Here is a 21,210-nt window from a genome sequence, read left to right as displayed (position 1 = left end):
GTCAAGGAGGACGTCGCGATGATCGTGGTCACCACACCGACAGGCCGGGTCGGGTCGCGGGTAACGCGGCTGCTGGTCCAGGCTGGAGAGCGCCCGACCGTGCTGGTCCGGGATCCGGCCCGGCTGGACCCCGGACTGCTGCCGTACGTCGATGTCGAGGTCGGCGATCAGGGCGACGTCGACTTCGTGGTGGGCGCGACGAAGGGCGCCGAGGCGTTGTTCTGGGTCGATCCGCCGACGGGTGACGACGACCCGGTAGAGGGTTACGCCCGGATGGGGTTCAGCGCCGCGAGAGCAGTGCTCTCGAATCAGATCGGGCGAACGGTTTTCCTCAGCAGCGTCGGCGCGGAGAAGCGCAAGGGCGCGGGCGAGATCGACGGCCTGGGCCGGACCGAGGAACTGCTCGACGCGACCGGCGCCGCCGTACTGCACTTGCGATGCGGCTACTTCTTCACGAATCTGCTGCTCGACCTGGAGTCCGTGCGCGAAGGCGTGCTGCGTACGACGATGCCGCTCGACGCGGTCATGTCGTGGGTCGATCCGCGGGACATCGCCGAGATCGCGGCGGTCCGGCTGCTGGCGACGAACTGGGTCGGCCGGCACGTCCAGGCGGTGCACGGGTCCGAAGACCTCAGCTTTGCCCGGGTGGCCGAGATCCTGACGCAGGTGCTCGGCCGGAAAGTGGCGGCCGAGCGGATCACCGACGACCAGCAGCGCGACACTCTTCGCTCGTTCGGCATGACCGAGGCGCAGGTGGAGGGCATCGTCGGTATGTCCGCCGGCCTCCGCGACTTCACCCCCGAGAACCCTCGCGACTTCCTGACCACCACCCCCACGACCCTCGCCGCCTGGGCCCAATCCCACCTTCTACCGGCGCTCTGAGTCGCCTCGACCGCGGCTAGGCGCCGGCCTGGCGGGCTCGGTGGGTGGCGGCTTTGACGCGGCTTTGGCATTGGGACGAGCAGAAGCGGCGCTTGCTGTTCTTGGAGGTGTCGACGAAGACCCGGTCGCAGTTCGGCGCGGCGCAGACACCGAGCCGCCCGGCGAGATCGCTGCCGAGCGCGATCGCCAGCCCGGCCGCGCAACCGGCCGCCCACCCGTTGGCGAGACTGTCGTCCGGTCCGTGGAAGTGCAGGTTCCACCCGTCGGTCTGGTCGAGCTGAGGCCGGGCGTCGGTGGCTCGCAGCAGGGCGTTGACCTCCGTCGCGGCCCGATCGGTATCACCCGCGTGAGCCGCCTCGAAAACCACTCGCATCCGGCCGGCCACGTCCGCCAACCGATCCGCGTCCGCTGCCGTGACCTGAGGACGTGGTCGGCCATCCGCCGATAACGCCTCCGCAACCGCCTCGACCCGGTCATCACCCATCGGCGCGATCAACGCCGTACCTCCGGCGTGCCCGGGCGTGAGCCGGTTGACCAGCTGCACCGAGGTGGTCAGCAGGATCAACACGTGACTATCGAAGTTCACTTGACCAGTCACTCCCAAGCTTCGTAAGGTCGAGGCGTTGTGACCAACCATAGCTGTTTCGATAGTCACGGGGGTGGGAGAGTGCCGCGGCTCTGGCGTGGATTACCGGTGCCGGTCTGGGTGCTGGTGATCGCGCGGGCAGTGAACCGCCTCGGCGCCTTCACGTTGCCGTTCCTGGGCATCGTGCTGACCGTCGAGCTCGGTGCGAGCCTGGCCGAGGCCGGGTTCGTCGTCACGCTGTTCGGTCTGGCGACCATCCCGTCGAGGCTGCTCGGCGGCCACCTGGCCGACCGGCTCGGCCCCAAACGCACGATCGTGGTGGGCCTGGTGGGTTGTGCTGTCGCTCAACTCTGGATCGCCCTCGCCGGAAGTCTCTGGTCGGCCGTGGTGGCGGTGGTCCTGCTCGGCCTGGTGTTCGAGATCTACGAGCCACCCAGCCAGGCGGTCATCGCCGACGTCACCGAACCGGCGGCCCGTCCTGCCGCGTACGGACTGCTCGGTGCGGCAGTAGCCGCGGGCGCCGTACTGGCTGGAATCCTCGCGGCGGCGCTCAGCCACGGAAGCCTCCGCTGGCTGTTCGTGGCAGACGCGGTCACCTGCCTGGCTTGCGCTTTGCTCATTGCCGTGGCGCTACCGCGTGCAAGTACGAGCCTGCGTCAGGACGGTTCCCGTGGTGGGAGCGGTTGGCGGGACAGGAGGTTGCTGTTGATGCTGGCGGCGGGTACGGCGTTCGCAACGCTCTACATGCAGCTGATGGTCGGCCTACCGCTCACACTGCTCGACCGCGACCTACCTGCTTCAGCGGTCGGGATCGTCCTGGCGGTCTCTGCGCTGACCCTGATCGCTGCACAGCCTCTGCAACGCGCGGCCCGCGTGCGGGATCTCGACGACTTCCAAGCGATGGCGATCGGCTATCTGCTGCTAGGGATCGGCCTTCTCGGTAACGGCTTTGCGACCACCTTGCCGGGATTCCTCGCCTGTACCGTCATCTGGAGCCTGGGCGATCTCCTACTGTTCAGCCGCACCTACACAATCGTGGCCGCCCTGGCGCCGGACAAGTCCCGCGGTCGGTACATGGCGACGTACGGCCTCAGCTGGGGGATCGCCACTACCGTCGCCCCGGTCCTCGGTACCCAGCTCCTAGCCGCCGCAGGCCCCACTACCCTCTGGACGCTCTGCGCCCTGGTCGCCTTCGGTCTAGCCGGCCTCCAACCGGCACTCCGTCTTCGCCTGAACCCGTTGACCCTGAGGCCTTCCGAGCTCGGCGGCTGAGGAGCACACTCGCCGTGGGGGTGCTTCGTGCTGGGTGGGAGACGAAGCCGCAAGCGTTTGGGGGATGGCATGACGGGACAAGTGCGTATTGACGAGGGTGGTTTGCTCGCCCACTACGCCGAATGGCGCAGCCGGACGGCAGGGCGATCGGTGGCGGCAATCGGGCCGGCGGATCTGAGCGCCACCGCATACGTCGCGGACGAGGTGATCGTCGACGAGGACGACCGGGACCTGATCGAAGAACTGACCGGCCGGTACGGCGCGGAGGTGATCGACGACCGGGCCTTGCCCGAGCCACCGGAGGGCCTTCGGGTCCGGGAAGACGTGCGCGAGGCGCCGATCGCCGTACGGCTGAGGTTTCGCGATGTGCCTTCGGTCGACGGGCAGGACGACCTGTTGCAGCGGGCGGTCGGTGACACCGCCGATGAGGTGTTCGCGACCTCCGAACAAGGCGCGGCCGTCGCGGCCCTGACGGCGCGATTCGCCTTCGAGGGCAGGCCGATCGGGCTGAACCTGTTCGGCGAACCACTCGCGATGCCGTTGTCCACGGCAACGGAGAGCGCGATACCGGGTGCCGGGGCGAACCCGTTCGCCTGGGCCGCGTTCGCCGGGCGGACCCGGATGGTCGAGGCCTGGCAGCTGATGGACTCGATCCAGCGCATGCGGAGCAACCCGTTCGTCGTACTGGCCGTGCTGGACAACGGCTTCTGGCTCGACGCCACGGGGGCGCCGAACCTTGCCGCTGGGCAGACCGAGTCCGACCTCGGCGCCGGGGTGATGCAGCTCAACCTGCTCGCGGAGGGAACGCCGGCGGGCGGGATCTCGCCGAACAACGGCTGGCACGGCAACGCGGTGGCCAGCGCCGGCGCGGGCCTGCTCAACAACGCGGCCGGTGCAGCGGGCAGCGGCGGGTCCGTGGCCTCGCCGATGTTGTTCCGCACCGACATCTCGGTGGACCAGATCCTGCGCTGTGTCCGGATGTGCGCGGCCTGGGGTCTCGACGTACTCAACATGAGCATTGGCACCTGGGGACAGACCGAGCTGTTCTTCCCGACCAGTAGCTGGGACAAGACGTTCCAGTTCGCGGCGGACAACGGCGTCGTGATGATCGCGGCCGCCGGCAACAGCACCCTGGACCTTCCGGATGATCTGAACATCCGGCCTGCCACCAGAACCCCGGGCGTACTGACCGTGGGCGCGCTCGACGCCGCGGACAACGCCGCCGGCTTCTCGAACTACGGTTCGTCGGTCAACCTGTGGGCACCGGGTACGGCGATCCCGGTCGCGCCGGACGGAGCCGCCCCGCTCGGCTCGACCAAGAACGGCACGTCGTTCGCCGCACCGATCGTGGCCGGTGTCGCGGCGATGATGCGCAGCGCCAATCCGGATCTGGATGCCCACGACATCCGGCGCATCCTGGTGGAGACCGGCTGGCAGGGAACCGGCCGGGTGAGCAAGGGCCTGGACGCGTTCGCGGCGCTGTTCGCGGCCGTCGGCGCGGCGATTCCCGACGACAGTGAGCCGAACAACACCCCGGCGCTGGCCCGGCAGCTCATTCCGACTGGCCCGGGTGGCGCGTTGCAGCCGGGACTCGGCCCGTTCACCACCCGGTCGAAGGCGGGGGATACGGACTACTGGAAGTTCCGCGTGGACCGGTTCGCCACGGTCGGCGTCGTCGTCGAGTGGTACGAGCGCCTCAGCACGCTGGGGGTTCTCATCGAGGCGGTGGACCCGGATGCCCGTGGCGTGACCGATCTGACCGCCTCGAGTACTGCCGGCCGGACCACGTTGACCGGGTTGCTACCACCGGGGGACTACCTGATCCGGATCACCGGCGGCGGCGTCACGGCGTACAGCCTGCGGGTGACACAGCGACCGGCCGCGTTGACGCGGGACCAGTTCGAGGCCAACGACTCGTTCGACTCGGCGGCGCGGATGATGTTCGTGACGAACAAGTGGAGCCAGTTCTTCCTGCGCAGTTGGGGTCCGGGCACGTACGAGGCGACCTTGCACCGCGACCTGTTCGTCTCGCCGTACATCGGTGGTGGTGTCAAAGGCTCGGTGAATCCCGACTACTTCCTGCTGGACGTGCCGGATCGAAGCGTCTTCAGCCGCCCGGCGGTCGCGGTGTTCGACGCCGACCAGCCCCTCGACGTGACGCTGTACGACGAAGCGCGCAACGTGATCGAAAGCCGGAGCAGCATTCGGAACGCGAAGTTGTACCCGCCGCCGAGTTCGACGTGCTACCTGCGCGTGAGTGGTGGTCAGGTCACCCGCTACCGGATCTCCACCCGGATGGAGGCCGACGCCCGGATCATTCCCGGCCCCTGGGAAGAGGTGCAGGTGATGCCGAAGTGGTGGGGTGATCCGCCACCACTGCGCGTCGCCGACGTGGTCACGCACTACCTGCACGAACTGGGCGAAGACCTGGGCGAAGGACCCGCGCTGGCCTTCACCGATCCCGGCGAAGACCTCCGGATCGAGCTCATCGACCGTACCGGCGAGGTGATCCGCGAGGCCCGCGTGCTCGGCGACCGCCTGCTCCTGGACACCGACGGCCTCGAACCCGGCCCGTACCTGGTCCAGTTGACCCGTCGCGAAGCCGCCAGCGCCATCGAAGTCCAAATCGTGCCGCCCCTCCACCACTAGCCGGGCTGGCGCGTTCCAACAAACGTCGCGGCGGTCGGCGTGAGCCGGAGTTCGGTGGTGAGCAGGGCCGGATGGTTGAACCAGTGCAGCCGGGCGTGGTCGATCGAACGGCCCTCGCCGGGTGATCTCGGACCACTCGCCGGTCACGATCTCCACGTCGGGCTCGGCGGCGAACAACTCGCGGACCAGATCGGCCCGCTCGGGGTCGCGTTCGACGCTCACGACTCGTACGCCGGGCCTGCGGCCGCTGATCAGCCAGGCCAGGCCGACACCACAACCTGTGCCGGTCTCACCGATAACTGTGCGCGCGCCACCTGCCAGTACCTGTAACAGGCGCCCATGCTCGGGCAGGCACGAGGTGGTGAAGCCCGTGCGGTCAGCGAGCTCCATGGCTGCAACAACCTGCAAAGGTGCTTCGGTCGCTCCCATAAGGCTTCATTGTGGTTGCTGCGGGAGTTGGCCGGGTCGTACGGGCGCGCCGAATCACGTCGACTCACGCCGGGCCGGGGTAATACCGGCTGCGGGGCAACCTGTTGGGGTCCTCCGCTCGTACAGGGGGCGGAGGAGGCGACAGCATGCGCGACAAACAGGTGGAATTCGCTCAGTTCGTGGCTCAGGCCTCGGCTTCGTTGCAGCGAACGGCGTACCTGGTGTGCGCGGATGAGCACTACGCCGACGATGCCGTGCAGGACGGCCTGACCAAGGTGTATCTGGCCTGGTCCCGGCTGAACCGGAACGGCAACGTGCTCGGCTACGCCCGCCGGGCCGTGGTGAACGCGGCCATCGACGCCTCACGACGGCCCTGGCGGCGGGAGCGCGTCACGGCGGAGTTGCCCGAGCGATCCAGTGACCCGGACGGACTCTCGGCGTACGTCGAACGCGACGAGGTGCTCACCGCGCTGGCGACGTTGCCGCCACGACGGCGTGCCTGCGTGGTGTTGCGGTACTACGAGGATCTTTCGGTCGAGGAGACCGCCGCGATCCTCGGTTGTTCCGCCGGCACGGTGAAGAGTCAAACCGCTCGTGGCATCGAGTCCCTCCGCCAAACGCTGGCCGGAACGCGGTCGGCTGCTGTGGCCAGGAAGGGAGAAGGCCAATGAGTGACGACGACCTGAAGACGATGCTGCGCGGCGCGGCCGATCGACGGACCTATCCGCGGATCGATGTCGGCCCGCTGATCGAGCGCGCCGACCGGATCCGGCGCCGGCGGCGCTGGGGCGCGGGTACGGCCGTCGCGATCGCGGTCAGCCTGATCCTCGCCGCGCCCATGACGGTCAAGGCGATCAACGAGCCGGAGCCACCCGTCACCTTCAGCGGTACGCCCATGCCTGGCGTGGGCCGCGGGGACGAAGCGCTCGCCAAGGTGACTGGGGCGGAGGCCATGCGCCGCTGCGAGCTGCAGTGGAGTACGACCCTTGGCCGCCCGGTCAAGGGTGAGGTCCTCGCGAAGGTCGGCGTGGATACCCGCCCGGTCCAGCCGGGTGCCGTGATCATGATGGTGAGCCAGGACGAGCAGGGCATGTTCGACTGTGCGATTCCGGGCGATACCGCGCCGAGCGCGGCGGATCTCGACGCCTTCGCCGAGCCGGACCCGCCGACCGAGCAGGGCGAGATCCTGCGGCGTTGCTCGACCCGCTTCTGGCATGACCTGAGCAGCTGGACCGTGCAGAGCATCAGTGTGGAGCCAGGCCTGGCGAGCGGCCTGATCGCGCTGTCGCCCTCGGGCAAATACGTGGTCAAGTGCTTCCTGACCGCACCGAAGGCGCGGAGCCAGCTCTGGGACAAGTCGGGTATCGAACCGGTCAGGCCCGCGCCGAAGGGCCTGTCGGAGCTGTCACCGTTGAGCAAGTCCAGCCAGATGATCTTCGACCGGGCCATTCAGCTGTGCGCGCGGAAGCCCGACGACTGCCGCATCTTGTTGCCCGAGGCCGGACGCGTGCCGCGGAACGTGGCGAAACTGCACGTCCAGACGAACACCGCCACGTACGAGGTGCCGGTGCGCGACGGCTGGTTCGTCTACACGATCGGCCGGAACAACGAGCCCTTCGAGCACGTGGCGGTGAAGGTGTCCGCGTACGACGCCACCGGCCGCAACCTCGGTCCAGTCCGCGGCTGGCCCCTAGACCTTCGCGGCACCGGCTAGCCCCCTCCCGCCGACCCGGCTCGCGCTAACCACCTGAGCCCTGCGTCGATTGGTCTGGACTTGCCCCGCTGGAGTGGCGGGTCAGATGTCCGCAAAAGTGCATGCGGGCAAATCCTGACGAATCGTCGCTAGTGCCGGACGACGTACCGCCTCCGCCACGGCCCACCGGCTGCCCGGCGGCGCGGGCATCGGCCCAATCGCGGCGAGCCGGTGTGGCGTGGGGATGGGTGGACAGATCGGGGTAACTGCGGCGCGGTGGGTGGGGCCGTGGTACAAATTCCTGCACCACTCCAGCGGCGCGGGTGGCCAGTGGCTGACGCATGTCTGGAGCCGGGTGATGGCCGAGTTCGACCCCGACGAGCCCTTCGCGGCGCATACCTTCGCGGAGTTGGCGGTCGAGTTGCATGACGCGCCCACGGTCGAGGAGACCGTGGAGGCGGTACTGCAGTTCGCGCTGCAGGCCGTGAACTGTGGCTACGCGGGTGTCGCGCTCGCCGCCCGAGGTGGCCGGGCCGAGATCGGCGCCGTCACGGATCCGGTGATCGAAGCGGTCTACCAGCTGCAGATCGACACCGGCGAAGGTCCGCTGCTGACCGCGCTGACCGAGCAGATCATCATCGGCGTACGCGACATCAACGAGGAAACCCGCTGGCCGCAGTGGTCGGCCAAGCTGGCCACCATCGGGATCGGCAGCGTGCTGCACATGCCGCTGGCGATCGGCGAGCAGACCGTGGGCGTGATGAGCCTGTACAGCAGCGAGCCGAACGCCTTCAGCGACGATGATCTGGCCATCGCCCACATCCTCGCCCGGCACGCCTCCATCGCCGTCGCCGCCGCCCGGCACGAGGAAACCATGGCCAAGGCCGTCGACGCCCGCAAACTGGTCGGCCAGGCGATGGGCATCCTGATGGTCAAGTTCGACGTCGACGGCGACCGCGCCTTCGCCATCCTCAAGCGCTACTCCCAAGACACCAACACCAAACTCCGCGACGTAGCCCAACGCGTCATAGACACCCGCAATCTCCCCACCTGACCCCGTCCGGCCCCAGGCGCCTCGCCAGCTGATACGCGCTGCCTGGGGAGGGTGTGGCGGGGAGAATACGGGCATGGACCTTGCCGAGCGTTTTGCCACTTTGACCACCGCGCATCTGGCTGATGCCTGCATTCGGGCCCAGGTGCCGGTGCGGTGCGGGCCGTTCCAGCTCAGTCCGGTGGTACCCGGGGGACGGGTCGTCGGGCCGGTTGTACCAGCTCGTCATGTCGGCAGCGTGGACATCTTTCTCGAGGCCTTCGAACTGGCTCAACCCGGCGGAGTGCTCGTCGTCGACAACGGCGGCCGCACCGACGAGGCCTGCGTTGGCGACCTGGCGGTGCTCGAGGCGCAGGCCGCCGGATTGGCCGGTGTCGTGATCTGGGGGTTGCATCGCGATACCGCCGACATCCTCGCGATCGGCCTACCGGTCTTCAGCCTGGGCGCACTGCCGACCGGCCCGCTGCGACTCGACGCCCGCCCGGACCAGGCCGTCGAGTCGGCCCAGGTGGGCGAGTGGACGGTCGGCCCGGCTGATCTCGTGCTGGCCGACGACGACGGCGTGCTCTTCATCCCGGCGGACCACGCGACGGAGCTGTTCGACCTCGCGGAGGGCATTCGCGATACCGAGCGCCGCCAGGCCGAACGGATCCGCGCCGGCGAATCCCTGCGCGCGCAAGTCGACTTCGGCACCTACCTAGCCCGGCGCAAGGACGACCCGGCGCTCACCTTCCGCGAGCACCTCCGCTCAGTCGGCGGCGCCATCGAGGAATAAGCCGCCACCGCACCATCGACGGCCAACCGTTAGGGGCGGTTGACGAGTGCGTAGGCTCGTGGGTAGTTCTGCTCTCCGGCCGGATCCCGGCTCACTCGGGTGTGCGCGTCCAGCCCGGCCTCGTTGAGTGCCGCGGCGAGGGTGTCCACCTCGCGCAGGTGGTAGTCGAGTTCCACCTCCTGGCCGAAGGCCTCGGTACGGCGGACCAGTTCGTCGCCGGCGACCACGGCGATCGCGATCTGGCCGCCCGGTTTCACCACCCGGCGGAATTCCGCGAACACCCCGGGCAGCTCCGCCGGTGGAATATGCATCAGGCCGTACCACGAAACGAGCCCTGCCAACGAGGCGTCCGGTACGTCGATGGCCGTCATCGAGCCGATCTCGAACCGCAGCTGTGGATGGGACGTCCGGGCGATCTCGACCATGCGCGGCGATAGGTCGATCCCGGACACGTCGAGCCCGAGCTCATGCAGATGCGCCGTCGTATGCCCTGGGCCGGAGCCGACCTCCAAGACCGGCCCGGCTGGTACCAGTTCGGCGAAGGCGGCGAGCAACGCCCGGTCCACCGCCAGCCCCTTCAGCTCGCTGTCGAATTGCTCGGCGTAGCTCGCCGCCATCAGGTCGTACGACTCGCGGGTTCGTGCCAGGAAGTCCGTCATGCCCGAGGACCCTAGAAGACCCCGCCGACAATTTCCGGCCCAAGGCCCAAGGCGCGCGACCCCAGGCCCTAGGCGCGCACCCCGCGTCGTACGGCGAACAAGGCGATCGGGAACAACGCCAGCAGCAACGCGAGCGTGGCGAAGCCAGCGACGAGGGTGGTCGCCGTGGCCACGGCCGCGACCAGCAACGGACCGCCGGCATCTCCGAGTTCGCGCCCGACCTCGGCTGATCCCATCGTCTGCCCGAGCCGTTCGGCCGGAGCCGAGGTGGCGAGGGCGGCGAAGCCCAATGGCGTGATGAGCCCCGTGCCGGTTCCGATCAGCAAGGCCGCGCCGAGTACTCCGGGCAGGCCCGGCACGATCGCGAAGGCCAGCCCGGCAGCCGTGAGGAGAAGACCCATCGTCAGGCCCATCCGGGTACCGAGCCGCCCGCTGTCGAGGGCGCGACCTGCCTGGGGCTGAACGAAGGCAGCGGTGGCGGCCAGGACCGAGACGGCCGCGCCGGTCGCGATAGCGCCGAGTCCGGCCGAGGCGCCCGAAACCGGGAGGAACCCGACGCCAACCGACAGCGCCGCGGTGGCACCGGCAAGAGCCGCGGTCGGCTGCCAGAACGACGGCTCAGCCAGACGCCGTGCCAGGTCGACAACCGTCTGTCGCGTCCTCGGAAGTGGTGCGACGGCTGGGACCGCCAAGGCGGCCCAGAGCGCCACAGCCATCCCAAGTACAGCCATCACGGTGAACAACAGTCGTAGGCCGCCAACCCACATAAGTACGCCACCCACCAACGGCCCAAGGGTGTATCCGATGCTCTTGTAGAACCCGTAGCTCCCAAAGGCCCTTCCATGCTTGGCAGCCGGGTTGAGCCGCGCCACCAGGGCCGAGGCCGCAGGGGAGAAGGCAGAGGCTGCAGCGCCTTGCCCGAGCCGTGCGGCCCACAACCAGCCCGGGCTGTCTGCCAACGCGTAGAGCGCCGATGCCGCCGCGAACGCGACAAGCCCGCCTAGCAGTACGGGACGAGCGCCAACGCGGTCAGCGAGACTCCCGAACAAGGGCTTGAGCACGACCTCAGCACCGTCGTACAGCGCGAGTAGTACGCCAAGGGCGAGCAGGGAGGTGACGGCATCACCAGAGGCTCCAAGGCTTGCGGCGATCCCGTGGGCGCCGAAGGCCGTCGTGAAGCCTGCGGCGTACAACGGCCACATCTGCCGCCTGTTCGAACTCATGGCGTGCCATGGAGTGCAGCGATCACGCGCTCGGCGTAGTCCTCGCAGGCGGCTGCACATTCACCTAGGCGTCGGGACGCCTCCACCGCTTCGGGCGTGCCAAAGACGTCTCGGGCGGTCAAGTCGCGATGCCACCGCCGCAGTCGTTCCAGGGACTGCTCTTCTTCTTCCAACTCGGCAAGCGTGAACTTGGCCTGCCGGATCTCCTTGGCCAACTCCGCCTCGAACTTGCCGCAGTCGGCCAGGAACTCGCGCCAGTCCTCCCGACGGGCTTCGGCGAACAAGTCCTCAAGACGCCGGGAGTCGGTCTCGGTCCGGCCCGCCGCGTCCAAGGTCACCACCTCGCCCTCGGCCCGCATCGCCAGTTCGACGGCTCGCGCGAGGCCGTCAGCGAACACCGGCACGTCCGGAACGGCCCAGGCGCCTTGTCCCAGCGAGAGCGCCCCGATCCGGCGAAGCTCGCGCCACACCGCCACCCGGTGCCGAGACGGTCCAGCGGGCAGCCGAACCAGCAGTACGACCCAACGCGTAGTCACATCGCGAAATGTAACACTCGCTACATCAACCGCTGAACGGCTAGGGTCGCGCCATGAGCGAGACCGACCTGCTGACGGCGGCACGCAGCGGCGACGAGACTGCGTTCGAGCAGCTCGTGGCCGCGCACCGGCGGGACCTGCTGGCGCACTGCTACCGAATGCTCGGCTCGGTCCAGGACGCGGAGGACGCCGTACAGGAGTCGCTGCTCAACGCCTGGCGCGCGTTCGACCGGTTCGAAGGCCGGAGCTCGTTGCGGACCTGGCTCTACCGGATCAGCACCAATGCCTGTATCCGGCTGAGCTCGAAGCGTGGGCCACGCCTGCTGTCGCCCGACCACGGCCCGGCGTACACGCAGACGGCCGACCTCGGCGAGATCGTGACCGGCCCGGTCTGGGTGGAGCCCTGGCTGGACAGCGGATCGGATCCGCTCGCGCACCGGGAGTCGGTCGAGCTGGCGTTCGTCGCCGCCCTGCAACACCTGCCCGCGACGCAGCGCGCGGTGCTCATCCTGCGCGAGGTTCTGGAGTACTCCGCGGCCGAGGTCGCCGAACTGCTCGACACCACCCCGGCCTCGGTGAACTCGGCCTTGCAGCGCGCCCGCAAAGCCGTCGACGAGCGGGTGCCGCCGGTATCGCAACAAGCGGAGGCGGCAGCCCTCGGTGCGACGGCCCAGCGCGAGCTGGTGGAGGCGCTCGTCACCGCGTGGCACCAGGCGGACGTCGACGCGCTGCTGGAGTTGCTGACCGAAGACGCCAAGTTCACGATGCCGCCACTGCCGGCCTGGTTCGAGGGGCACGCGGGCGTCCGTGCGTTCATGACCGAGCGCGTGTTCGCCGAACCCTGGCGGCTTCGCCCGATCGAGGCCAACGGCCAGCCCGCGTTCGCCTGCTACATGCGCGATCCGGCCGGACGATTCAGCCTGAGCAGCGTCCTGGTGGTCAGCATCCGCGACGGGCGGATCAGCTGGCTGGCGGCATTTCTCGATCCCGCCGCGCTGGCGCCGTCCGGTCTGCCGAAGGAACTCGCCGACTGATTTCGCCCGCACCGATGAATCCGGACGGGTCGCTGTCTCTATCCCGGTAAGAGCGTGCGAACGAACGCACCTCACCGAGAGGAGCACCCGAAATGCGCAAACTGATCGTCACCGTCATCGTCTCGCTGGACGGCTACTTCGAGGGCCCCGGCAAAAACGTGATGGCCCTGCCGATGGACCCGGCCTTCGACGCGCACAACCTCGAACGGTTGCGAGCCGCGTCCACGCTGCTGCTCGGCCGTACGACGTACCAGGGCTTCGCTTCGTACTGGCCCGGTGTCGCCGATGACCAGAACGCGCCGGAGGTCGAACGCGAGATTTCCCGGATCAACAACACGATCGAGAAGGTAGTCATCTCCGACACGCTGAACGCGGCTGAAGTCGGCAGTGCCTGGGCCGACACCACGGAGGTCGTACCGGTGGCCAACGCGTTCCGGCGGATCGCCGAGCTCAAGGCCGGTGAGGGCGGCGACATCGTCATGTTCGGCAGCCAGACGCTTTGGAGCGCCTTACTGGCTGAAGGCCTGGTCGACGAGCTGTACCTGATGTACGGCCCAGTGGCGCTTGGCGGCGGCACACCCGCCTTCAACGCCGGCGAGACCGCACGGATGAGTCTGCTTGGCGTTCGTACCTTTGAAGGCTCGGACAACTTCGTGGCCCGGTACGACGCCCAGCCGCGCTAACTCTTACCGGGACCTGGCGGTAGTGGTTGTTCCGCCAGGTCCGGAGGCGCGGCTTGTTTCCAGGAATCGACGACGATGTCGTACAACTCGTCGAGGCCTTCCAACGCCGCTAGCCGCACTCGAACCCACGCCGAAGCCGCCTCGTGCTGCGGGACCCAGAACTTCTCCGGCTCGGCGGCGATCAGTTCAACCCGCTCCTGCCGTGGGCAGCGAACGGCGAACGACAGTTGGTCATCCGGCACCGTGACGAACATCCGCCCGTTCACGTCGAACGTCGGATGGTTCCACCGCTCCTTCTCGCTGGTGCCGGGTAAGGAGAGGGCGATCCGGCGTACGTCATCTGCGTCAAGCACGCGCCTATGATGCCCGCTGACCGGCCCACCCGCTCGACGGGGATGAGCCTGGTATCGGTGGTGTTCCGCTGTCCGGCGTGTCGGCCACTCCGGGCGGCCAAGCCCGCTGCACGATTCTGTTTTCGCGTCAGTCATAACGAAGGCGCGACCGTGACGAGTGGAGCGTACCGACTTGAGTCTGGCCAGTGTTGTCCCGGAGATCCTGCAGAGCCAGGAACTGTCCGACAACGAAAGAAGAAGCCTCCAGGTCTCTGCCACCCCAGCGGCCTTGCTGCTCGGCCAGGTGGCGGAGATCCTGCGTACCTCGTTGTTCAGCGAGGACCCGGCCGAATGGGTCGACATGTGGCAGACCCATTCGCACGCGGCCCGGCTGGAGTGGAGCGGTGGGCCCGAGCTGGCCGTCGTACTGGCTCAGCTCGCCGCCAAGGACTACGAGGGTGAGATCGAGGGCGTACCCGGACTACGGATCCGCCGGAGCGATTCGTTCTACGGCGAGATGGTGTGGCTGGGCAGCGACGAGCCCGTCACGTTGCACCTGTCACGGGTCTGACGTCTACCGCGCGCACCGAACCCAAGCTCACGGCATTGCCACGCTCACCTATACGAACGTTTGATCCTTGCAGTAACCGGCAATGGGCTGCAGGTAGCTGCAATCGTTGCTGACGGCCCCTTGCCGATATGCGATCTTTCAGATGCGGCGGAGCGATTTCTCCCCCCAGTGTTCCGCCGCCGGTCCGTCCCGTGCCGTGACCCCCGTACCGCACGGGACGGACCCACTTTTTGTCTTGACCAGGCGGCATACGGCGGCGGCCGCACTCGATCGAGTGCGGCCGCCGTTCGTACGGTGCAGCCGGTTACTTCCCGGCGTTGTAGGCGTTGATCAGCACGGTGCAGGGGCCGACGCCGCCGAGGTTCTGGCTGTTGAAGATGACACTGGCCTCGATGCCGTTCGGGAACTTCGCGTGGCAGGTGTTCAGCTGGGTGCCGTTGTAGTCGAGCTTGCCATCGTGCCAGTAGATGCCGACGTTCGAGCCGCTGTTGGAGCCGCCGCGCCAGCCGAGCTTCTGGCTGTCCATCTGCGACCGCACGGTGTTCGAGACGATCGTGCCGTGGGCCAGATGGGCTTGCCAGCGAACCAGGTCCATGGCCGACAGGTGCAGCCCGCGGTGTCCGGCGCACTGCTCGAAGTCCGTACCGACGAGCTTGTACAGGTGGCCGCCGGCCGCGGGGTTGTTCACGTTGTAGACCTTGGCCGCGGTGGCGTCGTTAGCCGGGAAGCAGCTCGTGGCCGGGATGCCCGCCGGGGCGAGCAACCGCTCGTTCATGTAGGCGAGGGACCAGAAACCGGAGTTGGTCGGCGAGACCACGTCGACCTTGCGGGCCGGCTCGGCGTCGCGCCACAACCTCGGGATGATCAGCCGCAGGATGGCGTAGTTCATGTTCGTGTACCAGCCGGGGGATCCAGCCACGGGCTTGAGCGTCATGGCGAACTCGATGCCCGCATAGCTCTTGTTGTACTTCGCCTTGTCCGCGTCGCTCATGGCCTGTTCGAGCTGCTCGAGGCCGGAGGTGTGGGTCAGCAGGTGCTTGAAGGTCATCCCGTCCCAGGCCGACGTGGCCTTCTGCTGGAAGGTCAGCGGCAGGTACGGCTTGATCGGTGAGTTCACGGTCAGACCAGGGGTCTTCTCGATCAGCTTCTGGATCGCCACGGCGGTGAAGTTCTTGGTGGCGCTGGCGATCTCGATCCGCGTGTTCGGCGTGAAGTTGACGCTGCCGTCGGGTCCGGTGCGGGCCTTGCCGCCGTTGCCGGAGGTGGCGTACTGCCCGGCCTCGGCGATGGCATAAGCGAAGCCGACGGTGTTGCCGCGGCCCAGCGCCACCTCGATCGACGTGGCCATGGCGGCGGTGTCGATGTTCTCGCCGACGATGACATCGGCGGAGGCCGTGGTGGCGGTGGCCCCGATGGCGGTGCACAAAGCGGCCGCGGCGGCGACCATCGCGATACTGCGCTTGATGAACATTTTCGTATTCCCCCTGGTCCGGCACCGGCTGCTCCGGTGTCTTGTCACAACCATCGCGGCCGGCCACCCCTACCCGCATGAGGGCAAATCCCTCATCTCCTCCAGGCGGTACGACGTGGGGGTACGTCGCCCCTCGGGTCTGCCATCAGCGACCTCGGGGTCAGCCGGCTGACCTCAGTACGGCGTCGCGCCGCCAGCCCGAGGGCTCGGGTGGCGGCGCGACGGCTGCGTGCTACTTGGCGGAGTGGGCGGTGTTGCTGCAAACGTCCGCGCCATCCTTGACCCAGCGGCACACCTTGATCGAGATGCCGGTGGCGTTGGAAGGAGGCGACAAGATGACCTTGACCGCGGGGTCCGTGCTGTCGCAGTTGTGATCCCAAAGCTTCTTGGCGGTGTCGGAGACCCCGAGCCAGTGCCACTCGACGTACACCGCATAGGTGTCACAACCGGTGTCGTGAGCGATCAACCGGTTGGCGGCGCTCTCGTACTTGCCGATGCCGTTGACCGTACTCACGGTGGCATCCGCCAGCGCCGTACCGGCCAGCAGTGGCAATGTGCCCAGCGCGACCGCCGTGATGGCCGAGAGCCGGAACCCTGTCTTCTTCTGCATCAGTGCATCCCCTTCATCTGTGTGCTGCCCAGAAGGGACGATGGCATCGCCGCCGAACGCCCGGCCCGATATCGATCAAAGTCGGTCAACCGCATCCGGCCGGGATCCCGCTGACCCGCCGGTCATCGATCATGTCCGGATGAGCGAGTCCCTGCCGGCCGGCTGTACGGTCCGCCTCCCGACGACGGCCGACGCCCCCGCGATCTATGCGGCCGTCGCGGCGTACAACACGGCGATCCTCGGCTACCCGAACACCTCGCTGAACGACATCGCCGAGGGCCTCACCGATCCGGCGTACGACGCGGAGCGCGACGGCTGGCTCGTATTCGACGCGGACGGCCGACTCGTCGGCTATGCCCGGGTGATGCAGCGGACGGCCAACCCGATGATCACCGTGGAGGTCGACCTGCCGGACGGCCCGGTATCCGGCTGGCTGTACCGCACCGCCACGGCGCGGGCCAGGCAGCTGGCCAGCGAGCAGGGGTACGCCGAGGTCACGCTCGAGGCCATCGCCCATCGCGATGACGCGGCGTCCCGCGTACAGCTCGAGGCCAACGGATTCACGGTGCACACGTCGTACCACCGGATGCGGGTCGACCACCCGTCGCCGATCGGGGCTCCGGCACCGCCACCCGGTTGCGAGTTGGCCCACGGGCCCGTGGATGAGGTGGCCCGCCGGGCGGCGTACGACGTGATGGTGGCGGCGTTCGACGGCCAGACCGGCAGCGCGCTTCGGCCGTACGACCAGTGGGTGGAGGCGCACGACCGCCGGCCTACGTTCGACTGGCCTCAGCTGCTGCTGGTTGCGCTGGACGGTCAGGTCGTCGCGGCCTGCGATACCGACGACTCCTTCGTCGAGACGGACAACTGCGGGTACGTCGGCCGGCTGGGCGTGCGGCCGGAGTACCGCGGTCGTGGGCTTGCCAAATTCCTGCTGCGGCAGGCGTTCGCGGCGAGCTCGGCCGCCGGTCGCGAAGGGACCATGTTGCACGTCGACACCAACAACCCAACGCCCGCGCTCGGCCTCTACGAATCGGTAGGCATGCGCCCGATCCAGGTCGCCGACGTCTACCACCGCACGGTCACGACCGGCTGAAGTGCCGTCAGCCGCGGGATGGGGGCGTCAGCGCGCCGCGTCCGCCTAACCCGCCACAACCTCTAGGTCGATGTAACCTTTTGGGCGGTAGCGGCGTCTAGCTTGGCATGAAGCGAACTCTGTCCCTGTTCACCGGCGTCGTCCTGGCCGCCGGTTCTGTTTTTGTCCCCACCGCCTCCGCGGCGGCCGACCCGTGCCTGGACAACGGTGTGGGGGTGAGCGTCGGCGACTTGACCGACAAGCCTGCCAAGGTCGGGTTCGCGATCCTCGGCGATACCTGTGAAGGCGCCGCCGTTACCGTTCAGAAGGCCAATGGCACTGCGCGCCAGAAGGTGGCGCTGCCGACGTTCGACCATCAACCGGGCTGGATCGGTACCTACGGCAGCTTCTTGGTTCCGCTGTCGGGCGCCGGCACCTGGCAGGTCACCCACCAGCACCTCGGCGCCCAGACCAGGAAACTGCCGACGCCGAAGAACTTCGTCGTCCGGCGCGCCAGCATCGCGAAGGCGACCCACACCTCGGATCCGATCCTGCCGGGACAGTCCGCCACCATCGTCGGCTGGGCCAAGCACTACAACGCCAACGGCTCCCTGGTTGCCTTGGCCAACAAGAAGGTCGTCTTCCGCGACGCCGACCTGATCATTGGCACCTCCCGTACCGACGGCGTCGGCAAGATCGTGGCCACGGTCAAGATCCCGCGCAGCCGGGTCTTCGTGCACGTCGAGTCCAGTAACCCGTTGATCGAGAACGGGGCAGCGGACGTCGCCCTGAAACTCGCGCCGCGTCCGACCAGCATCACCGGTATCGTCGGCCCGACGGCGGGCGGCGTGGTCCGGCCCGGATCGAAGATGTCGACCTACGGCACGCTGAAGGTCCTGCGTACGACCGGCCAGACCACCGGCTTCTACTGGCAGAAGGTGCTCGTGCAGACCCGGCCCCGGTCGAACCCGAGCGCGCCGTACACCACCGTCGTGACCACCGAACGGACCAGCGACTCCGGCTATTACTACGCCAACTGGACCGCCTCCGTCGACGTCGACGTACGCGTCGCCTACATCTCGCCGTACGCCGACGTGAAGTCCGTCTACCGCTACCTCAAGATCATCGACGTCCAGTAGCCGCCACCGGGCCGTCTGCCCGGCAACGTCCGGGATCAGCCCGGGCCGACACCCTTCCACCCCGGTAGCCGAGACTGCGGTAGCAGCAGCTGGGGCGGCAGCGACTGCGGGCTGCTCCACCACCCACCTGGCCTACGGCAGCCGACGAAGCGACCGTGCTCGACAAAGCGCGCCAGGCGTTCCCTTGCAAGGGTCATCGAGCCGTAAGGAGGCAAGGGCTCCTGTTTCGGTGGACTGCCGATCTAGGTTGGCAGCATCAGTCCCTGTGGTCTTGGAGTTGTGATGCTCGTACGACGATCCGCCGCCGCCCTGACCGTTGCCTTGTTCGCGCTGTCCGGTTGCGGTGGGACGGACTCCGCGCCGGGTGCTGGTCCGGTATCCGGCAAGCCCTCCAGCGCGCCCTCTCCTACGGTCACGAAACCGGTTCCCTCGACCACCGCCGGGTCGACCTCGGCGCCCGTCGCCGTACCGCAGACCTTGCAGTTCACCGGCACCACGCTGGACGGTAAGGCCTTCGACGGCGCCACGCTGGCCGGGAGGCCGGCCGTGTTGTGGTTCTGGGCGCCGTGGTGCACGAGATGCCGGGGCCAGGCCGCGGCGACGGCGAAGGTCGCCAGCGACTATCAGGGCAGGGTCAATGTCGTCGGGGTCGCCGGGCTGGACAAGGCCGACGCGATGCGCGCCTTCGTCACCGACCAGAAGGTTGACGGCTTCCCGCACCTGTCGGACGAGATCGGCGCCGTGTGGAAGCGGTTCGAGATCACCGAGCAGAGCGTCTATGTGGTGCTGGATGCCAGTGGCAACAAGGTTTTCACTGGCAACCTTCCGGCGGGCGCCGGCCTGTCCGACAAGGTCGCCGAGCTCGTCGGCTGATGGTCCGGCACCCGGGATGAGTGAGATTCCGATCGCGCTGGCCCTGGCCGCGGGCATGCTGGCCGCGGTCAACCCGTGCGGCTTCGCCATGTTGCCGGCGTACTTGTCGCTGCTGGTGGTCGGCGACGATTCACCGTCGCCGAGGAAGGCCGTCGGACGCGCGCTGGCAGCGACGGCGGCAATGACGGCCGGCTTTGCGACGGTCTTCGGTCTCTTCGGGCTGGCCATCGCGCCGGTCGCCGGGCAGGTCCAACAGCACCTGCCCTGGTTCACCATCGGGTTGGGATTGCTGCTGGGCGTCGCGGGCGGCTGGTTACTGGCTGGCCGGGAGCTGCCCGTGCTGGTGCCGAAGTTGCGTCGTGGCCCGGCCGTCACCCGGTCGGCCTTGTCGATGACTCTGTTCGGCGGCGCCTACGCGATCGCGTCACTCGGCTGCACCATCGGGCCGTTCCTCGCGATCGTGGTTTCAGCTTTCCGCACGGACTCAACGGTGACCGGAATCGCGCTGTTCGCCGCGTACGCCGCCGGCATGGGCCTGCTTGTGGGCGCGGCCGCGCTGGCGGTCGCGCTGGCCCGGACCGGCACCATCGGCCGGATCCGCCGCTTCGGCGGTATCGCGTCCCGGCTCGGGGGTGGACTCGTCCTGATCGCGGGCGCATATGTCGCGTACTACGGGTGGTATGAGATCCGGGTGTTCCGCGGTACCGCAACCACCGATCCGGTCATCGACGCGGCCGGTCAGGTGCAGAGCCGGCTCGCCGACGGTCTCGGTCAGCTCGGAACTGCCGCGGTTGCCGCGATCTTCGCCCTGTTGCTCATCACGATGATCGGCGTCCGCCGTGCCAGCCGATCCCGCAGCCGCACCGGCCGGAATACGCCCAGCTCAACCTGAGCGGTACCAGCACCTCGCCATCCGCAGAGATCGTTGGACCGAGGATTTACTCGTGCCGTCGGAAGCTCCCGTAGGCCGGTCAAGAAGCCGGCCGAGGCCAGCCGGCGGCCAGCTCCACCCGCGCGCTACCGCGTGACCGGCGAGACCATGCCGGTCCGGGGCCGCGCGGCGCGCCGACAACCGCCGGGCGTGACAACGGATTGTCAGATTATTCAGACAGCGGGCCGCTTAACGGCCCGTTCCCGGCGCGCTGACGTACGGGTTGTCTCGGCCGCCGCTGTACACACAGCGCAGGTTGCCGGCCGAGTTTGTGTAGACGCACACCGTCAGGCCTGCTCGCGCCACGGTCAAGGTGGTCCTGAGGGTGAGAGTCCCGAAGTTCGTGCCGTCGCCGCCGCAGCCGTTGGTGTCCGCTTTCGGGGCGGCCCAAGTCCTGCGGACTCCGTTGGTCCCCCACATCGTCATGTAGGCACGCACCGGACGGCCGTCACCAGGACAGATGTCGCGCACCTTGAAGTTGCGAAAGACGACGGTCTTCTGCCCGACGAAGTCGAGATTCGCGGTGGCGAGCCCACCACTAACGGAGGTCCAACTCGGGTAGCGCACGCGAACGGAGTCCGGTCCGTCCGCTGCTTGCGCAGGACTTGCGACCAGCAATCCGCCCAGCACCGCTACGAGGCCTACCGCTGCCCTCAGAATGCTTGCCTTCACCGATATCCTCCATGGAGATGTCCCCCGAGCAGGCTTGTGCCCGCCCGCTGAATGCGTCCCGAAC

At 68.2% G+C, this 21,210-nt stretch carries 23 protein-coding genes; 15 read left to right on the top strand and 8 right to left on the bottom strand.

Features of this window, described 5'->3' with window-relative positions; translation table 11 throughout:
* The first annotated feature begins 18 nt into the window (after nucleotides 1-18).
* Nucleotides 19-882, top strand: a complete 864-nt coding sequence (locus tag ACFFGN_RS11055) for an NmrA family NAD(P)-binding protein (protein WP_380046138.1) — start codon at nucleotides 19-21, stop codon at nucleotides 880-882.
* A gap of 16 nt (nucleotides 883-898) precedes the next feature.
* Here ACFFGN_RS11055 and ACFFGN_RS11050 read toward each other — a convergent pair whose 3' ends face one another.
* Entirely contained in the window at nucleotides 899-1,468 is a 570-nt protein-coding gene (locus ACFFGN_RS11050; RefSeq protein WP_380046136.1) for a CGNR zinc finger domain-containing protein, read from the bottom strand.
* A 108-nt stretch (nucleotides 1,469-1,576) separates the two neighbouring features.
* Between ACFFGN_RS11050 and ACFFGN_RS11045 the strand changes: the two genes are divergently transcribed.
* The 7 genes from ACFFGN_RS11045 (at nucleotide 1,577) to ACFFGN_RS11015 (ending at nucleotide 9,337) form a co-directional block, all read left to right on the top strand.
* Entirely contained in the window at nucleotides 1,577-2,740 is a 1,164-nt protein-coding gene (locus ACFFGN_RS11045) for an MFS transporter (RefSeq protein ID WP_380046134.1), read from the top strand.
* An 81-nt stretch (nucleotides 2,741-2,821) separates the two neighbouring features.
* Nucleotides 2,822-5,389, top strand: a complete 2,568-nt coding sequence (locus ACFFGN_RS11040) for a S8 family peptidase (protein ID WP_380046132.1) — start codon at nucleotides 2,822-2,824, stop codon at nucleotides 5,387-5,389.
* 57 nt (nucleotides 5,390-5,446) lie between these two features.
* On the top strand, nucleotides 5,447-5,719 hold the full coding sequence (locus tag ACFFGN_RS11035; protein WP_380046130.1) for a hypothetical protein: 273 nt from the start codon (nucleotides 5,447-5,449) through the stop codon (nucleotides 5,717-5,719).
* 245 nt (nucleotides 5,720-5,964) lie between these two features.
* Entirely contained in the window at nucleotides 5,965-6,489 is a 525-nt protein-coding gene (locus ACFFGN_RS11030) for a SigE family RNA polymerase sigma factor (protein ID WP_380046128.1), read from the top strand.
* Nucleotides 6,486-7,532, top strand: coding sequence for a hypothetical protein (locus ACFFGN_RS11025; protein ID WP_380046126.1), 1,047 nt, complete (start codon nucleotides 6,486-6,488; stop codon nucleotides 7,530-7,532). The genes ACFFGN_RS11030 and ACFFGN_RS11025 overlap by 4 nt, the downstream gene beginning before the upstream one ends.
* Nucleotides 7,533-7,869: 337 nt before the next feature.
* On the top strand, nucleotides 7,870-8,565 hold the full coding sequence (locus tag ACFFGN_RS11020; protein ID WP_380046299.1) for a GAF and ANTAR domain-containing protein: 696 nt from the start codon (nucleotides 7,870-7,872) through the stop codon (nucleotides 8,563-8,565).
* Between the two features lie 73 nt (nucleotides 8,566-8,638).
* Nucleotides 8,639-9,337: an RraA family protein gene (locus tag ACFFGN_RS11015; RefSeq protein WP_380046124.1), complete on the top strand. Its 699-nt coding sequence runs from the start codon at nucleotides 8,639-8,641 to the stop codon at nucleotides 9,335-9,337.
* Nucleotides 9,338-9,366: 29 nt separating this feature from the next.
* On the opposite strand, the gene ACFFGN_RS11010 is transcribed toward ACFFGN_RS11015, so the two are convergent.
* From ACFFGN_RS11010 to ACFFGN_RS11000, 3 genes are all read right to left on the bottom strand, one after another.
* A complete protein-coding gene (locus ACFFGN_RS11010) occupies nucleotides 9,367-9,996 on the bottom strand; it encodes a class I SAM-dependent methyltransferase (protein WP_380046122.1) in 630 nt (209 codons plus the stop codon).
* A gap of 68 nt (nucleotides 9,997-10,064) precedes the next feature.
* Nucleotides 10,065-11,219, bottom strand: coding sequence for an MFS transporter (locus ACFFGN_RS11005; RefSeq protein ID WP_380046120.1), 1,155 nt, complete (start codon nucleotides 11,217-11,219; stop codon nucleotides 10,065-10,067).
* The gene (locus ACFFGN_RS11000; protein ID WP_380046118.1) at nucleotides 11,216-11,755 is read right to left on the bottom strand and encodes a Chromate resistance protein ChrB; all 540 of its coding nucleotides are present in this window, start codon (nucleotides 11,753-11,755) and stop codon (nucleotides 11,216-11,218) included. Before ACFFGN_RS11000 ends, ACFFGN_RS11005 begins: the two co-directional genes overlap by 4 nt.
* 53 nt (nucleotides 11,756-11,808) lie before the next feature.
* Between ACFFGN_RS11000 and ACFFGN_RS10995 the strand changes: the two genes are divergently transcribed.
* Nucleotides 11,809-12,789 carry an RNA polymerase subunit sigma-70 gene (locus tag ACFFGN_RS10995; RefSeq protein WP_380046116.1) on the top strand — a complete coding sequence of 327 codons (981 nt, stop codon included), beginning with the start codon at nucleotides 11,809-11,811 and terminating at the stop codon, nucleotides 12,787-12,789.
* 92 nt (nucleotides 12,790-12,881) lie between these two features.
* Nucleotides 12,882-13,472 (top strand): dihydrofolate reductase family protein, encoded by a 591-nt coding sequence (locus ACFFGN_RS10990; protein ID WP_380046115.1) that lies wholly within the window; start codon nucleotides 12,882-12,884, stop codon nucleotides 13,470-13,472.
* Here the strand turns inward: ACFFGN_RS10990 and ACFFGN_RS10985 are convergent.
* The gene (locus ACFFGN_RS10985) at nucleotides 13,469-13,825 is read right to left on the bottom strand and encodes an MmcQ/YjbR family DNA-binding protein (RefSeq protein WP_380046113.1); all 357 of its coding nucleotides are present in this window, start codon (nucleotides 13,823-13,825) and stop codon (nucleotides 13,469-13,471) included. The genes ACFFGN_RS10990 and ACFFGN_RS10985 overlap by 4 nt on opposite strands.
* Nucleotides 13,826-13,982: 157 nt before the next feature.
* Between ACFFGN_RS10985 and ACFFGN_RS10980 the strand changes: the two genes are divergently transcribed.
* Complete coding sequence (locus ACFFGN_RS10980) at nucleotides 13,983-14,375, top strand: hypothetical protein (protein ID WP_380046111.1); 393 nt, start codon at nucleotides 13,983-13,985, stop codon at nucleotides 14,373-14,375.
* A gap of 304 nt (nucleotides 14,376-14,679) precedes the next feature.
* Here ACFFGN_RS10980 and ACFFGN_RS10975 read toward each other — a convergent pair whose 3' ends face one another.
* Together ACFFGN_RS10975 and ACFFGN_RS10970 are read right to left on the bottom strand one after the other, a co-directional pair.
* Nucleotides 14,680-15,846, bottom strand: coding sequence for a serine hydrolase domain-containing protein (locus ACFFGN_RS10975; protein WP_380046109.1), 1,167 nt, complete (start codon nucleotides 15,844-15,846; stop codon nucleotides 14,680-14,682).
* A gap of 232 nt (nucleotides 15,847-16,078) precedes the next feature.
* On the bottom strand, nucleotides 16,079-16,456 hold the full coding sequence (locus ACFFGN_RS10970) for a hypothetical protein (protein WP_380046107.1): 378 nt from the start codon (nucleotides 16,454-16,456) through the stop codon (nucleotides 16,079-16,081).
* 139 nt (nucleotides 16,457-16,595) lie between these two features.
* Between ACFFGN_RS10970 and ACFFGN_RS10965 the strand changes: the two genes are divergently transcribed.
* From ACFFGN_RS10965 to ACFFGN_RS10950, 4 genes are all read left to right on the top strand, one after another.
* Nucleotides 16,596-17,552, top strand: a complete 957-nt coding sequence (locus tag ACFFGN_RS10965) for a GNAT family N-acetyltransferase (RefSeq protein ID WP_380046105.1) — start codon at nucleotides 16,596-16,598, stop codon at nucleotides 17,550-17,552.
* 107 nt (nucleotides 17,553-17,659) lie between these two features.
* Nucleotides 17,660-18,670, top strand: a complete 1,011-nt coding sequence (locus ACFFGN_RS10960; protein ID WP_380046103.1) for a hypothetical protein — start codon at nucleotides 17,660-17,662, stop codon at nucleotides 18,668-18,670.
* A 282-nt stretch (nucleotides 18,671-18,952) separates the two neighbouring features.
* On the top strand, nucleotides 18,953-19,543 hold the full coding sequence (locus ACFFGN_RS10955) for a redoxin domain-containing protein (RefSeq protein WP_380046101.1): 591 nt from the start codon (nucleotides 18,953-18,955) through the stop codon (nucleotides 19,541-19,543).
* Between the two features lie 16 nt (nucleotides 19,544-19,559).
* Nucleotides 19,560-20,435: a cytochrome c biogenesis CcdA family protein gene (locus tag ACFFGN_RS10950; protein WP_380046099.1), complete on the top strand. Its 876-nt coding sequence runs from the start codon at nucleotides 19,560-19,562 to the stop codon at nucleotides 20,433-20,435.
* 228 nt (nucleotides 20,436-20,663) lie between these two features.
* Here the strand turns inward: ACFFGN_RS10950 and ACFFGN_RS10945 are convergent, their stop codons facing one another.
* The gene (locus ACFFGN_RS10945) at nucleotides 20,664-21,146 is read right to left on the bottom strand and encodes a hypothetical protein (protein WP_380046097.1); all 483 of its coding nucleotides are present in this window, start codon (nucleotides 21,144-21,146) and stop codon (nucleotides 20,664-20,666) included.
* Nucleotides 21,147-21,210 lie beyond the last annotated feature (64 nt).

This window comes from Kribbella deserti, from assembly GCF_042434725.1.
GTDB lineage: Bacteria > Actinomycetota > Actinomycetes > Propionibacteriales > Kribbellaceae > Kribbella > Kribbella deserti.
The sequence above is the reverse complement of the archived record's forward strand: the minus strand, read 5'-3'. Positions and strand labels throughout refer to the sequence as shown.